Source organism: Novosphingobium sp. SG720, assembly GCF_012275365.1.
In the GTDB taxonomy this organism is placed as follows: Bacteria; Pseudomonadota; Alphaproteobacteria; order Sphingomonadales; family Sphingomonadaceae; genus Novosphingobium; species Novosphingobium rhizosphaerae.
In genome coordinates, this window is the sequence record NZ_JAAZQN010000001.1 from 649,170 (window position 1) to 662,738 (window position 13,569).

Here is a 13,569-nt window from a genome sequence, read left to right on the forward strand (position 1 = left end):
GTGAGGGGGCTTGCAGAGATGCAGTTAAGATATATCTTAGCTGCATCGTGATGAAAGGAATATCGATGCGATTTGATAGCAACCGCCCCGAATGGGGCATGTTCGGCGGCTGGCGCGGTGAAGGCCGTGGCGGGCGCCATGGCGGCCGCTGCGGCGGCGGCAATTTTGGCGAACGCCTTGCCAGCAAGTTTGCCGGCCGGTTCGATGATGAAGGCGGTCCCTTTGCGGGCGGGCCTTTCGGCGGCGGACCCTTTGGCGGCGGTCCGTTCGGCGGTGGCCGGGGCGGGCGCGGCGGTGGCCGCGGTGGCCGGGGCCGGATGTTCGCCACGGGTGAACTGCGGCTCCTGGTCCTCAGCCTCGTGGCCGAGCAGGACCGCCATGGCTATGAACTGATCAAGGCCGTGGAAGACCTGACCGGCGGGCAATATGCGCCCAGCCCGGGCGTGGTCTATCCCACCCTGGCCCTGCTGGTGGACGAAGGCCTGATCGCCGAAGCGGCCGGCGAAGGCACCCGCAAGGCGTTCACCGCCACGCCTGCCGGACGCGAGGAACTGGCCGGCAAGGCTGCGGAACTCAAGGTGATCGTCGATCGCCTGACGAGCCTTGCCCAGGCCGGCGCGCGCGAAGCCAGCCCGCCGGTGCGGCGTGCCTTTGCCAACCTTGCCCTGGCCCTGCGCCAGCGCGTGGCGGCCGGCGAATTCGACAACGACACCGCCCTCGCCGTGGCCGACATCCTGGACGAAGCCGCGCGCAAGATCGAGCGGCTTTGATCGAGGTAGCCCCCAAGGGCGCCGGGCGGAATGCCATTCCGTCCCGGCGCCGGGGGCAACCGAGACGATTAGCAATTGCCACGAAGTTTGCGTCACTCTAAGTCCGCGATCACTTGAAATGACGTGATCCTGCTCGTGACGCATGTGACCGACGATCCCATGGCCCGGTTGCACGCAGCCGTTGTGGTGAGACACTCTTCCCCGGACGATTGCGGCGCCAGCGATGCGCGCGCAGCCTGGCTGCAATCATCGTGGCTGTGGCTTGTCGCCATGGTGCTGACGGCCGTGCCACTGGTGCTGCCGCCGGTGGCTCCGCTCACTGATCTGGGCGGGCACCTGGGTCACTATGCCGTGCAACTCGATCATGGCCGGTCGGCCGATCTGGCGCGCTGGTACAGTTTCCGCTGGAATCTCGTTCCCAATCTCGGCGTCGATCTGCTGATGGAGGCGCTGGCGCCGCTCCTGGGACTGGAGCCTGCCCTGCGTCTGGTGGCTGCGGCCATTCCGATGTTGCAGGTGCTGGGCATCCTGTGCCTCGCCCGCGCGGTGCAGGGGCGGATCACGCCGCTGGCGCTGTTCGCCCTGCCTTTGGCCTATTGCTATCCGCTGCACTTCGGCTTCCTCAACTTCGTGCTGGGGCAGGCGCTCGCCACACTGGCGCTGGCGTTGTGGATCGCGATGGGACGGCGCGGGTGGATCGCCGCGCGCTGGGCGCTGTTCGTGCCGCTTTCGTCCCTTTTGTGGGCCTGCCACCTGGTGGCCTGGGCCATGCTGTGCGTGTTTGCCGGCATGGACGAACTGGCGCGGCGGTGGCGTCCGGGCCAGTGGTGGGATTGGCGCGTCCTGTTGCGCGCGGGCCTGGCGGCGAGCTGCCTGGTGGCCCCGCAGATCCTGCGCTTGCTGGTGCCCCTGCCGCCGAGCGGCCACGGCGCCACCGAAGACTTCTTCAACCCGGCGATGAAGCTCACCTACCTGCTGATGCCGCTGCGCGATCGCTGGCTGGTGTGGGACGTGGCGGGCGCCGCGATCCTCCTCGCGCTGGTGGGGTGGAGCATCCGCCGCCGTGCGAGCGGCATCCTCACGGGGCCCTCGCGCGGCCTGTGGTGGGCGATCGCGCTGCTTTGCGTGGTCTATCTGCTGCTGCCGGCCACGCTGATCGGGGCGAGCCTGGTGGACATGCGGCTGGTGCCTTTGGTGCTGATCGTAGCGCTGGTGGTGGCGAGGCCGCGCTATGCCGCTGGTGGTGCGCTGTCCTGGGCTGGGTTGGCACGATGGGGCGCGGCCTTTGCCATGGCGCGCATTTTGGGCAACGCGCTCAGCCTGTGGCTGGCGGGCCATGAACTGGCCGCCGATCTCGTCGCGCTCGACAGCGTGCCCCGGGGCAGCCGTGTCGCCTCGCTGGTGGTGGAGCCGTGCGTGGTTTCGATCCTGCCGTGGCAGCGCGAGCGGCGCACGCATCTGGGCGGCTATGCGATTGCCCGGCGGCATGCCTTTTCAAACGAACAGTGGATGGTGCCGGGCGGCCATCTGCTCAAGGTCAACGCGCCGCTGGCCGGCGCCTTTGCCACCGACGATTCCGAATTTGCCAAGCTCGACAGCTGCGACAAGCCCAACACGATCAGCCGGCGCCTGGCCGCGCTGCCGCACGATGCGTTCGATTACATCTGGATTCTCGATACCGACCGCGTGCGTGCCGTGGCCGGTGCGGTGCCCGTGCGCCGCACCCGTGCCAGCGTGCTCTATCGCATCATCACGCCGCCGCGCGCCATTTATAAGTTCTCGACCTAACGGCGCGCGCGTTTCTGCCGCAGCAGGCGGACGTAAGTATCGGCCACCGCCTGGTTGATCTTGTCCCAGCTGAATTCCTGGGCGCGGCGTTCGCCGGCGGCGCCATGCTCGGCGCGCAATTGCGGGTTTTCCACATAGGCGCGCAGCGCTTCGGCAAACTGGTGCACCGCGCCCGGCGTGATCAGGCGGCCCGAAACATGATCGTCCACCAGGCTCTGGCTGCCGGTGGCGGCCGATGCCACCACGGGCAAGCCGCAGGCCATGGCCTCCAGCGTGACATTGCCGAACGTCTCGGTGACGGAGGGGAAGAACAGCACATCCATGCTGGCCACGCCCTGGCCCAGGTCTGCGCCCGACAGGAAACCGGCAAAGACCGCTTCGGGCAGGCGGGTTTCCAACCACTCGCGCGCCGGGCCTTCGCCGATCACCAGCACGCGGAATTTGGTGCCGCGGCGCTTCAATTCGTCGATGGCGTCGGAAAAGACGTCGAGCCCCTTTTCCATCACCAGGCGGCTGAAGATGCCCACGACCACGTCATCGTCGGCCAGCCCCAGCGAGCGGCGCCATGCCATGTTGCGCCGTTCCGGCGTGAAGATCTCGCGGTCCACCCCGCGCGACCAGATGCCGATGTCATAGTTCATGCGCTGTTCGCGCAGCACCTGGGCCATCGATTCCGATGGTGCCACCAGCGCGTCGCAGCGGCGGTAGAACCGGCGCAAGATCGCCTCGATCACCGGCTCCAGCCAGGCGAGGTTGTAATAGCGGAAATAGGTTTCGAAGCGGGTGTGGACCGAAGCCAGCACCGGCAGGCCCCGCCGGCGCGCCCAGGTGACGGCGCGATGCGCGGCGCCATCGGGCGAGGATACGTGCACGACGTGGGGATCAAAACGGGCGAGATCGCGCCGTACCCGCGGCGAAAGCGCGATCGGCACATGGTATTCCGCGCGGCCCGGCACGGTAAGCGCGGGAATGCCGATCAGCGTTCCGGTCGGCTCGAACGCCGGCTTTTCCACCTTGGGCGAATAGACGCGCACATCCGCACCCTGGCGCAGGAGATAGCCCACCAGACGGTTGAGCGCCTGGTTGGCGCCATCGCGCACATAGTTGTAGTTGCCGCTGAACAAGGCGATGCGCAGGCCATCGAGGCGGCCGGTCGCAGCCATCGCCTTATAGTCGGGCCCCGTACCATCGGGTTGGGTCTGGTTCACGATTGGGGAACTCGTCATGGCGCGCGCCATAGCGGGCGAGGGCCAGGAAGGCGAGAGGGGCAGCGCAAATGCCCGACGAAGAAACCGGGTGCGCAAAAATGCGCAAGCCCGCCGGACAGGGTCCGACGGGCTTGCATGGTTCAGGCGGGCGAGGCTGGATTACCAGCCGCGATGCCAGCGATTGTAGCCATAGCCATAATAGCTGGGGCCGCTGCGATAGACTTCGCGATAGACATAGGTGCGCGGCGGGGGCGGCGGCGGGGCGTAATAGCCGCCACCGTAATAGGCCGGGCCTTCATAGTAATAGGTCGGCGGGGGCGGCGGGGGCGCATAGCGCTCTTCCACCACATAGCCGCGATGCGGGTGATCGGACGCGATCGCGGCGCCCACGGCCAGGCCGAGAATACCCGCGCCGATCGCCACGGCAGCACCATCGCCGCCACCACGGCGCCAGCCATGCGCCTCTGCCGGGGCGGCAGTGGCCATCACGGTGGCGCCCAGTGCGCCGGCCAGCAGAACCTTGCTCAAAAGCTTCATGGCTCGTCTCCAACCCGCCGGCTTGTCCACAAGAGCCTCATGCTCCCGACGGGGTTTGTTGCAGCAACCTTATGCAACACGCGCTGAACCGGCGATGAAACCTTTGTTCAGGGAGCAATCGCCACAAAAAAAGAGCGCCCCGTTGCCGGAGCGCCCCTTTTCGAGCCTGGCTCTGCCCCCCTTGCGGGGGCGGTGCGATCAGGCGTTTTCCTTCTTGCGGCTGGCCTTCTTGCGCTCGTTGGGATCGAGGATCGCCTTGCGCAGGCGCACGGTTTGCGGGGTCACTTCGACCATTTCATCGTCATCGATATAGGCGATGGCCTGTTCCAGCGTCATGATGCGCGGCGGAGTCAGGCGGATCGCATCGTCCTTGCCGGTCGACCGGAAGTTGGTCAGCTGCTTGGACTTCATCGGGTTGACTTCAAGATCGTCGGGCTTGGCGTTTTCGCCGATGATCATGCCTTCATAGACCTTGTCCTGCGGGCGCACGAACAGCACGCCGCGGTCTTCCAGGCTGTTGAGGGCATAGGCCACGGCTTCGCCGGTGGCGTTGGAGATCAGCACGCCGTTCTGGCGGCCTTCGATCGCGCCCTTGTGGGGGCCATACTTTTCGAACAGGCGGTTCATGATCCCGGTGCCGCGCGTGTCGGACAGGAATTCGCCGTGGTAGCCGATCAGCCCGCGCGAGGGGGCCGAGAAGGTGATGCGGGTCTTGCCCGCGCCCGAGGGGCGCATGTCGGTCAGCTCGGCCTTGCGGCGCTGCATCTTTTCCACGACCGTGCCCGAGAATTCGTCGTCCACGTCGATCAGCACGGTTTCATAAGGTTCGGTGCGGCCGCCCTTTTCATCGGTGCCGAACAGCACGCGCGGACGGCTGATGCCGAGTTCGAAGCCTTCGCGGCGCATCGTTTCGATGAGCACGCCCAACTGCAGTTCGCCGCGGCCGGCCACTTCGAAGCTGTCCTTGTCGGCGCTTTCGGTGACGCGGATGGCCACGTTGGTTTCCGCTTCGCGCAGCAGGCGGTCGCGGATCATGCGGCTCGTCACCTTGTCGCCTTCGCGGCCGGCAAACGGGCTGTCGTTCACCGAAAAACGCATGGCAAGCGTGGGCGGATCGATCGGCTGTGCGGCGATCGGGGTGGAGACCGAAGGATCGGCCACGGTGTTGGCCACGGTCGCCTTTTCCAGGCCCGCCAGCGCGATGATGTCGCCCGCGCGGGCTTCTTCCACCGGCACGCGTTCCAGGCCACGGAACGAGAGGATCTTGGAAGCGCGGCCCACTTCGAGCACCTTGCCATCGCGGTCGAGCGCGTGGATCGGCTGGTTGAGCTTGATCGTGCCCGACTGCACGCGGCCGGTCAGCACGCGGCCCATGAAGTTGTCGCGATCGAGCAGGGTGGCCAGGAACGTGAACGGCCCATCGACATCGAGCGAGGGGGCGGGCACGTGGCTGACGATCTTTTCGAACAGCGGCAGCAGGTTGCCTTCGCGCACGGTTTCGTCGTTGCCGGCATAGCCATTGCGGCCCGAAGCGTAGAGCACCGGGAATTCAAGCTGTTCGTCGTTGGCGTCGAGGCTCACGAACAAGTCGAACACTTCGTCCAGCACTTCCTGCGGGCGGCCATCGGGGCGGTCGATCTTGTTGACCACCACGATCGGCTTGAGGCCGAGCGCCAGCGCCTTGCCGGTGACGAACTTGGTCTGCGGCATCGCGCCTTCCGAGCTGTCGACCAGCAGGATCACGCCGTCGACCATCGAGAGGATGCGTTCCACTTCGCCGCCGAAGTCGGCGTGGCCGGGGGTGTCGACGATGTTGATTCGCGTAGTTTCGTCAGTGGCCGGGTTGGTCCATTCCACCGAGGTGCACTTGGCCAGAATGGTGATCCCGCGTTCCTTTTCCAGGTCGTTGGAATCCATGGCGCGCTCTTCCACGCGCTGGTTGTCGCGGAAGGTGCCGGACTGGCGGAAAAGCTGGTCCACCAGCGTGGTCTTGCCATGGTCGACGTGGGCGATAATCGCGATATTGCGCAGAGGCAGGGACATGAAGGGCTTTCTTCGGAAACCGGGATATGGAGCTTGCAGCAGCCGGTTCCGGGAAAATCCCGTCTTCTCGGTTTGGGCCGCACTTGGGCGCGCGCTTACTCGTTATTGTGCGTTGCCACAAGAGTGGGTGGCAAAAGAGCCTGTCCCACCGATGTGGCGCCCACGCCACAGTGCGCCAAAAAGTCCGGCTGCGGCAGGCGATTGATCCGTGGTGAAGCGGATTGCGGTTTATGGCCGAATGTATCCGCGCTAGCTAGGGCACGCGGCGAGGCATGCAGACACGGGGGTGTGGCATGCCGGGCCAAGACGGGGCGCGCTTACAAGCAAGACATGGCATTGGCAGGCGAACAGAGCGGATCGGCATGGGCGCGGCGCGTGGCGCCGGGCCGCGTGGTGGCCGGCGCCTTGCTGGCGCCGTGTGCACTGCTGGCCGGGCCGTTCGCCAGGGCCGCTGCGCTGGCCGACAGCGACCTTGCGCAAGCGGTTGGCGCGGACGATTCGATCGTGGTGACCGCCACCAAGCGTGCCGAAAGCCTGCAGGATGTCTCCGTGGCGGTGAGCGTCGCGAACGCCGACACCATCGCCCGCGCCCAGATCCGCGACCTTAAAGACCTGACCAGCCTGGTCCCGTCGCTCTCGATGCAGCAGCTGCAAAGCCCGGCCAACGTCAACATCTATATCCGCGGCTTTGGCAATGGCGCCAACAACAGCGGGATCGAACCTTCGGTCGGCGTGTTCGTTGATGGCGTCTATCGCTCGCGCACGGCGGCGCAGATTGCCGACCTGCCCGATGTGGAGCGGGTGGAAGTGCTGCGCGGCCCGCAGTCCACGCTGTTCGGCAAGAATGCTTCGGCCGGGGTGATCTCGATCGTCACGCGGCTGCCGCAGTTCAAGCCGGGTGCCGATTTCGAGGCGAGCTACGGCAATTATGATGCGCTCGTGCTCAAGGGGCTGGTTACCGGCCCGGTGACCGATACCCTGGCGGTGAGCGTGGCTGCCGGCCGCAACCGGCGCGACGGATACATCGTCGATCCCGATACCGGCCATCGCAGCAACGGGCGCAATCGCTGGTTCGCGCGCGGCCAGGCGCTGTGGCAGCCAGGCGAAGACTTTTCGCTGCGCGTGATCGGCGATTACGGCCTGATCAACGAGGTGTGCTGCGCGCCGGTCAACGTGCAGTCCTCCGCGGCGACGCAGGCCGTGCTGGCCGTGGGCGGCAAGGTCAATGCGCCCGATGCGATCTATGCCGACCAGGCCTGGTGGAATTTCGATTCCTCCAACCGCATCGCCAACTATGGCTTTTCGGGCCAGATGGATTTCAAGGCCGATGCCTTCAAGATCACCGCGATCTCTGCCTGGCGCCGGCTGACATCGTCAACCAATCAGGATTCCGATTTCACCAGCGGGCAGATGCTGGGGCGCAATGCGCAAGACCTGAAGATTTCGACGTTCACCGAAGAAGTGCGCGTGGCCAGCGATTTTGCCGGGCCGTTCAACGCCATTGCCGGCGCCTATTACTTCAACGAGACGCTGGACCAGCGCAACGCCATTGCCTTTGGCCAGGACATGCGCGCCTATGCCAATCTGCTGGTGCAGGGCGCGACGGGCGGCGCGTTGAGCATTCCGGCGCTGGAGCAGGTGCTCGGTGGGCTGGAAGGCGATCCCACGCGCTATACCGGGCGGTTCTTTGCCGCCGGGCAGGGTTCCAACGAGCGCTACCGCCTGCGCAACGAAGCGTTCTCCGCGTTTCTCCAGGGTGACCTCAAGCTGGGTGGGCGCATCACGCTGACCGGCGGCGCCGCGTTTACCAGCGATGCCAAGCGTTACGAAATCGCCGGGCAGACATCGGACGCCTTTGCCGGGGTGGACCTCGACGGGCGGCCCTATGCGCCGTTCCGCCAGCAATTGCTGACCGCCGCGGGTTTTCGCGCGGCGGGCGTCAATCCGCAGGACCAGGCCGCGATTGCCGCCTATGCTCAGGCCAATCCGCAGGGTTATGCCAATGTGCTGGGCCAGGCTGCCGCCAATGCCAACAATCCGGCGGCCAATCCGCTTGCACCCTTGCGCAGCCTGCAACTGTTCCCAGCCGGCCTCAACGTGCCCAATGCGGTGGAGCCGGGCCGCACCCACGATTCGCGCCTGACCTGGACCGCCCGCGCGGCCCTTGCGCTCAACAAGCACGTGCGCGCCTATGTCAGCCTGGCCACCGGCTTCAAGGCGAGTTCGATCAACCTGTCGCGCGACAGCCGGCCCTTTGCAGCCGACCAGGCCGCGATCGAGGCGGCGGGCCTGGCGCAAGTGAACCAGACGTATGCCACGCGCTTTGCCGGGCCGGAACGCACCACGGTCTATGAACTGGGGATCAAGGCGGATTGGGGGCTGGCCACCGCCAATGTGGCAGTGTTCCAGCAGACGATCAGCGGGTTCCAATCCAACGTGTTCACCGGCACTGGTTTTGAACTGGTCAACGCCGGCAAGGAACGCGTGCGCGGGGTGGAAGTGGAAGCGGCGCTGCGCCCGGCCGCTGGCTTGTCGCTCTCGGCCAGCGCCACCTGGCTCGATCCGCTCTACCAGGATTTTGCCGCTTCGGCGGTGGGTGACCTGTCGGGCCGGCGGCCAGCGGGCATTCCGGCGCTTTCCCTATCCCTGGCCGGGCAATACGAACGCCGCCTGTCAGGCGGTGCGCGGTTGTTCGTGCGGGGCGATTTCCACCATGAAAGCCCGGTGGTGATGGAAGAAGGGCTGCCCGGCTTCCTGGACCAGGGGACTGCCGCGGCGATTGCTGCTTCGGCGCAGTACAAGCGGCGGATCGACGAACTCAACGCCAGCCTGGGCCTGGCCCTGGCCAATCGCACCGAACTGGCGGTGTGGGGCCGCAACCTGACCGACAACCGCACTTTGACCAAGATTTTCGATTCGGTGGCCCAACCCCACGGGATTTCGGGTTACACCAACCAGCCGCGCACCTATGGTGCATCGGTGCGTTATCGCTTCTAACCCGGACGCGAAGCGCAAGACTTGGAAGGGGGCTGCCTCGCGGCCCCCTTTTTCTTGTCTTTTCGATATTTTTCTGGCTGTTTTGCCCAATGTAGAGCGCTGGGGGTGAGCGCGGGACGGGGGGATGCCGATGCACTGGATGATTGTGCCGTACAAGCGGATGCTGGATTTTCGCGGGCGCTCTGGGCGCCCGGAATACTGGATGTTTCAGTTTTTCCTGATGTTGCAGATCGCCGTGATGGTGGCGCTGATCGTTGCCTTCGCGCCGTCCGATGGCGGCTCTTTGCCGTGGACATCTCCGGTCACCATGCTGTTGACGGTTCTGGGCACCGCAGCGGCAGTGGGTTGGCTGTGGGCGGGCCTTGCCCTCTCGGTGCGCCGGTATCATGATCAGGACCGGTCCGGCTGGTTCGTTCTCTTGGGCGCCATCCCTTATGTGGGCGGGTTGATTGCCTTTGTTTTCATGTGCATGCCTGGAACGGTCGGACCAAACCGCTTTGGCCCCGATCCGCGGAACCCCTACATGACAGACGTGTTTGACTGAACGTTACCGGGAGAAAAGCCGATGTACTGGATGCTGCTGCCCTATCGCCGCTATTTCGAGTTTTCCGGTCGTTCGCGGCGCAAGGAATACTGGATGTTCACCCTGTTCGGGTTCCTGGTGAACGTGGCTATCGCGATCGTGTTCGGTCGCACCACCTATACCGCCATGGGCTGGTATGTGGGGGCGAACACGCAGCTCAATGGCCTGGGCGATGCGCTGTCCGGGCTGTTCGCGCTGGTAAACCTGATCCCGGGCCTGGCCGTGTGGATCCGTCGCCTGCACGATATCGATCGATCGGGCTGGTGGGCCTTGCTGATTTTCCTGCCGATCCTGGGCTGGTTCGCGCTGTTCGTGTTCGCCTGCCTCGACGGCACGCGCGGATCCAACCGCTTTGGCCCCGATCCAAAGAATCCCTACGAAGTCGACGTTTTTCAGTAATTACAATTCTCTGAGCGCCTGGGCGGGCCGCGTGCGCAACACCGCCAGCGATCCGCCCAGCGCCATGAGCAGCACCAGCAGCAAGGCCCCGCCGAGCACGGCCAGGATCGTGCCCCAGCCCGGCAGCCAGGCAAATTCGAACAGTTGTGTCACCACGGCCCAGGCGCCCGCGGTGCCCAGTGCCAGTGCCACGCCGGCCAGCAGCACTGCCAGCAGCGCCTGTTCGGCCAGAACCAGCATCAGCAATTGGCCCGATCCCGCACCCAGCACGCGCAGGACCACGGCATCATATTGGCGCTGCGCCCGCGCGGCGGCGATCGCACCGGCCAGCACGGCCATGCCCGCCAGGATCGCCACGCTGGCGGCGGCAAAGATCGCCACGGCCATCTGTCCCAGCAGGCTGCGCGCTTGCGAGAGCACCGGCCCCACTTCGATCACGGAACTGGACGGCAAGGCGCGCACCAGGCCCGAAAGGATGGCGCGCGACACCGCCGGCTTGCCCTGGTCCTTGCCCAGTTCGATCGTGGCAGCGAGGTTATAGGGAGCATCGGCCAAGGCATTGGGGCTGAACACCAGCACGTAGTTGAAGCCATAGCTGTCCCAATCGATGCGCCGGAACGAAGCCACGCGTGCGCTGCGTTCCACCCCCAGCAGGGAGACGGTGATGCGGTCGCCCAGCTTGAGATGAATGGCCTGGGCCAGCTTTTCGTCCACCGAAACCAGCGGTTCGCCGGTATAGCCCCGGGGCCACCATTGCCCTGCGGTCAGCACGTTGCTTTCGGGCAGGGCATCGGCAAAGGTCAGCCCGCGATCGCCGCGCAGCGCCCAGGCATCATCGGGAATGCGGGCAAGATCGGCAACGCGGATCATGTGGTCGGCCGGGCCGAACGCGACGATGGCGCCGCGCATCGCCGGCACGGTGCGGATGCGCGCGACCGGCGCTGCGCCACGCACCACGCGGTTGAACGCGGGCAAGCCCGATGGCGGCACGTCGAGCACGAAATAGTCGGGCGCGCGCTGCGGCACACGGGCGGCGATATTCGCGTCGAGGCTGGTCTGCACTCCGGCCAGGAGCACGAAGGCGGCCAGGCCAAAGCCCAAGGCTGTCACCAGCGCGCCGGTCTGCGCGCCGGGGCGGTGGAGGTTGGCGAGCGCCATGCGGGCGATGGGGTGGCGCGGGCGCGGCAGGTGGCTCGCCAGACGCACGATGCCCCAGCCCAAGGCCGCCAGCAGGGCAAGCACGCCGCCCGCCGCGCCGAGGAACCCGGCGGCGAGCCAGGGTTGTTCGGCGCCGACGATGGCGATCGCGGCAATCGCCGCGAGCCCAGCGCCCATGGCCAGCGCGCGGGTGCGCCAGCCTTCGCGCGGCGGCAAGAGCCCTGCGCGCATCAGCGCCATGGCCGGCACGGCGCGGGCCCGCAGCAAAGGTGGCGCGGCGAATGTGGCAGCGATCAACAAGCCTTGCCCCGCCGCCATGGCCAGCGCGCGCGGCGAAAGCACCACGCCTGCCGGGATTGGCAGCAGGCTCTTGAGCGCCAGGGCGATCAACGGCGTGGCCGCCAGGCCCAAGGCCAGGCCCACGGCAATCGCCAGCGCGGTGGCCAGCCCCAGTTGCAGCAGATAGATCCGCGCCACATCGGCGCCCGTGGCACCCAGGATCTTGAGCGTGGCGATCGCCCCGCGCCGCGCTTCCAGATAGGAGGCGACGCCATTGCCGATGCCGATGCCGGCGATGAGCAACGCGGCCAGCGCCACCAGTGCCAGGAACTGGCCCATGCGCGACACGAAGCGATCCAGCCCCGGCGAGGCCTTGTCGCGCGTGCGCAGTTCCAGGCCGGCGCTGGGAAATTGGCGGGTGAGTACGTCGGCCACGGTCTGTGGCGCCACCGTTTCGGGCAGGCGCAGGCGATATTTCCACCGCACCATTGCGCCCGGCTGCACCAGGGCCGTGGCATCGAGCCCGGCGCGGCTGATGATCACCGTGGGGCCCAGGGCAAAGCCTTCGCCCAGCCGATCGGGTTCGTCGCCGATCACCCCGCCGATGCGGAACGTGGCCTGGCCGATGCGCAGGCGATCCCCGGTGTTGACGCCCAGGCGCTCGGCCACGCCGGGCGAAATCCAGGCGGTATCGGCGGGCGGCGTCCCGGCCGTGTGCCCATCGGCCAGGGTGAAAGCGCCATAAAGCGGCCAGGCGGCGTCCACCGCCTTCAGTTCGATCGGCACGGCGGTGTCATCGGCGCCGGGTACCGTCGCCATGGCCCGCATGCGCGCGCCGACGGACAGCGCGCCGGCACGGGCAAAGGCGGCCCGTTCTGCGGCAAAGGCCTGACGCCCGGCCACTTCCACTTCCACGTCGGCGCCCAGCATCGCCTGGCCGCGGCGGTCGAGTTCGCCGCGCACCGCATCGGTCAGCGTGCCGATCGCGGCCAAGGCCGCCACGCCCAGCACCAGGCAGATCACCAGGATGCGCAGGCCCCGGAATTTCCAGTCCAGCCCGCGCCGGGCCAGGGCCCATGCACCCTTCCAGCCAAGGCGCGTGGCAGTGCCGGCGTTCATCGCGTTTCGTCGGCCACGATGCGGCCATCTGCCAGGCGCAGGATGCGGCCGCAACGCTGGGCGAGTGCCTCGTCGTGGGTGACCATCAAGAGCGTGGCCCCGGCTTGGGCGGCGCGGGCAAACAGCAGGTCGGCCACGGCGGTGCCGGTCGCGGTGTCGAGATTGCCGGTGGGTTCGTCGGCAAACAACAGCGCCGGGCGCGGCGCCAGCGCGCGGGCAATCGCCACGCGCTGCTGCTCTCCGCCGGAAAGCTGGCCGGGATAGTGATCGAGCCGGTGGGCCAGGCCCACGGCGGCAAGTTCCGCCTCGGCCCGCGGCAGGGCATCGGCCATGCCCGCCAGTTCCATCGGCGTTGCCACGTTTTCGCGCGCGGTCATCGTGGGCAGCAAGTGAAAGGCCTGGAGCACGATGCCGATGCGTCCGCGCCGGGCGGTGGCCAGGCCGTCTTCATCCAGCGCCGAAAAATCCGCCCCGGCGACGAACAACACGCCGCTGCTCGCACGCTCAAGCCCGGCCAATACGGCGAGCAGCGAGGATTTGCCCGAACCCGATGGCCCCAGCAATGCGACGGTTTCCCCGGCCATCACGTCCAGGTCCAGACCTTTGAGAATATCGACGCGGGCGGCATCGCGGCCCAGGCAAAGCGTGAGGGCGCGGGCGGAAATGAGCGGGGCAGGGCTTGTCACCG

Annotated in this window: 10 protein-coding genes; 5 read left to right on the plus strand and 5 right to left on the minus strand. The window is 66.8% G+C overall.

All coding sequences use genetic code 11. The annotated features are described in order from the left end of the window. Positions 1 to 65: 65 nt before the first annotated feature. Positions 66 to 770, plus strand: coding sequence for a PadR family transcriptional regulator (locus FHW94_RS03025; protein WP_246865859.1), 705 nt, complete (start codon positions 66 to 68; stop codon positions 768 to 770). A 123-nt stretch (positions 771 to 893) separates the two neighbouring features. Continuing rightward, positions 894 to 2,558: a hypothetical protein gene (locus FHW94_RS03030; RefSeq protein ID WP_168554287.1), complete on the plus strand. Its 1,665-nt coding sequence runs from the start codon at positions 894 to 896 to the stop codon at positions 2,556 to 2,558. On the opposite strand, the gene FHW94_RS03035 is transcribed toward FHW94_RS03030, so the two are convergent. The 3 genes from FHW94_RS03035 to typA all read right to left on the minus strand — a co-directional run bounded on the left by FHW94_RS03035 (position 2,555) and on the right by typA (position 6,346). Then, the gene (locus FHW94_RS03035; protein ID WP_210425527.1) at positions 2,555 to 3,721 is read right to left on the minus strand and encodes a glycosyltransferase family 1 protein; all 1,167 of its coding nucleotides are present in this window, start codon (positions 3,719 to 3,721) and stop codon (positions 2,555 to 2,557) included. The genes FHW94_RS03030 and FHW94_RS03035 overlap by 4 nt on opposite strands. Before the next feature lie 204 nt (positions 3,722 to 3,925). Beyond that, positions 3,926 to 4,303, minus strand: a complete 378-nt coding sequence (locus tag FHW94_RS03040) for a hypothetical protein (protein ID WP_168554289.1) — start codon at positions 4,301 to 4,303, stop codon at positions 3,926 to 3,928. Positions 4,304 to 4,501: 198 nt separating this feature from the next. Further along, positions 4,502 to 6,346: a translational GTPase TypA gene (gene typA, locus FHW94_RS03045; protein WP_168554290.1), complete on the minus strand. Its 1,845-nt coding sequence runs from the start codon at positions 6,344 to 6,346 to the stop codon at positions 4,502 to 4,504. Positions 6,347 to 6,676: 330 nt separating this feature from the next. Here typA and FHW94_RS03050 point away from each other — a divergent pair, with 330 nt between their 5' ends. From FHW94_RS03050 to FHW94_RS03060, 3 genes are all read left to right on the plus strand, one after another. Then, positions 6,677 to 9,343 (plus strand): TonB-dependent receptor, encoded by a 2,667-nt coding sequence (locus FHW94_RS03050; protein WP_168554291.1) that lies wholly within the window; start codon positions 6,677 to 6,679, stop codon positions 9,341 to 9,343. A 130-nt stretch (positions 9,344 to 9,473) separates the two neighbouring features. After that, positions 9,474 to 9,887, plus strand: a complete 414-nt coding sequence (locus tag FHW94_RS03055; protein ID WP_168554292.1) for a DUF805 domain-containing protein — start codon at positions 9,474 to 9,476, stop codon at positions 9,885 to 9,887. Between the two features lie 21 nt (positions 9,888 to 9,908). After that, entirely contained in the window at positions 9,909 to 10,325 is a 417-nt protein-coding gene (locus FHW94_RS03060) for a DUF805 domain-containing protein (protein WP_168554293.1), read from the plus strand. Here FHW94_RS03060 and FHW94_RS03065 read toward each other — a convergent pair whose 3' ends face one another. Both FHW94_RS03065 and FHW94_RS03070 read right to left on the minus strand, forming a co-directional pair. Further along, on the minus strand, positions 10,326 to 12,881 hold the full coding sequence (locus tag FHW94_RS03065; protein WP_168554294.1) for an FtsX-like permease family protein: 2,556 nt from the start codon (positions 12,879 to 12,881) through the stop codon (positions 10,326 to 10,328). Beyond that, positions 12,878 to 13,567 (minus strand): ATP-binding cassette domain-containing protein, encoded by a 690-nt coding sequence (locus tag FHW94_RS03070; protein ID WP_168554295.1) that lies wholly within the window; start codon positions 13,565 to 13,567, stop codon positions 12,878 to 12,880. The genes FHW94_RS03065 and FHW94_RS03070 overlap by 4 nt, the downstream gene beginning before the upstream one ends. Positions 13,568 to 13,569: the final 2 nt, after the last annotated feature.

Excerpts from the sequence above, each read along its gene's own strand:
- FHW94_RS03025 (WP_246865859.1), top strand. The coding sequence starts at position 66 with ATGCGATTTGATAGCAACCGCCCCGAATGGGGCATGTTCGGCGGCTGG.
- FHW94_RS03035 (WP_210425527.1), bottom strand. The coding sequence starts at position 3,721 with ATGGCTGCGACCGGCCGCCTCGATGGCCTGCGCATCGCCTTGTTCAGC.
- FHW94_RS03040 (WP_168554289.1), bottom strand. The coding sequence starts at position 4,303 with ATGAAGCTTTTGAGCAAGGTTCTGCTGGCCGGCGCACTGGGCGCCACC.
- typA (WP_168554290.1), bottom strand. The coding sequence starts at position 6,346 with ATGTCCCTGCCTCTGCGCAATATCGCGATTATCGCCCACGTCGACCAT.
- FHW94_RS03050 (WP_168554291.1), top strand. The coding sequence starts at position 6,677 with ATGGCATTGGCAGGCGAACAGAGCGGATCGGCATGGGCGCGGCGCGTG.
- FHW94_RS03055 (WP_168554292.1), top strand. The coding sequence starts at position 9,474 with ATGCACTGGATGATTGTGCCGTACAAGCGGATGCTGGATTTTCGCGGG.
- FHW94_RS03060 (WP_168554293.1), top strand. The coding sequence starts at position 9,909 with ATGTACTGGATGCTGCTGCCCTATCGCCGCTATTTCGAGTTTTCCGGT.
- FHW94_RS03065 (WP_168554294.1), bottom strand. The coding sequence starts at position 12,881 with ATGAACGCCGGCACTGCCACGCGCCTTGGCTGGAAGGGTGCATGGGCC.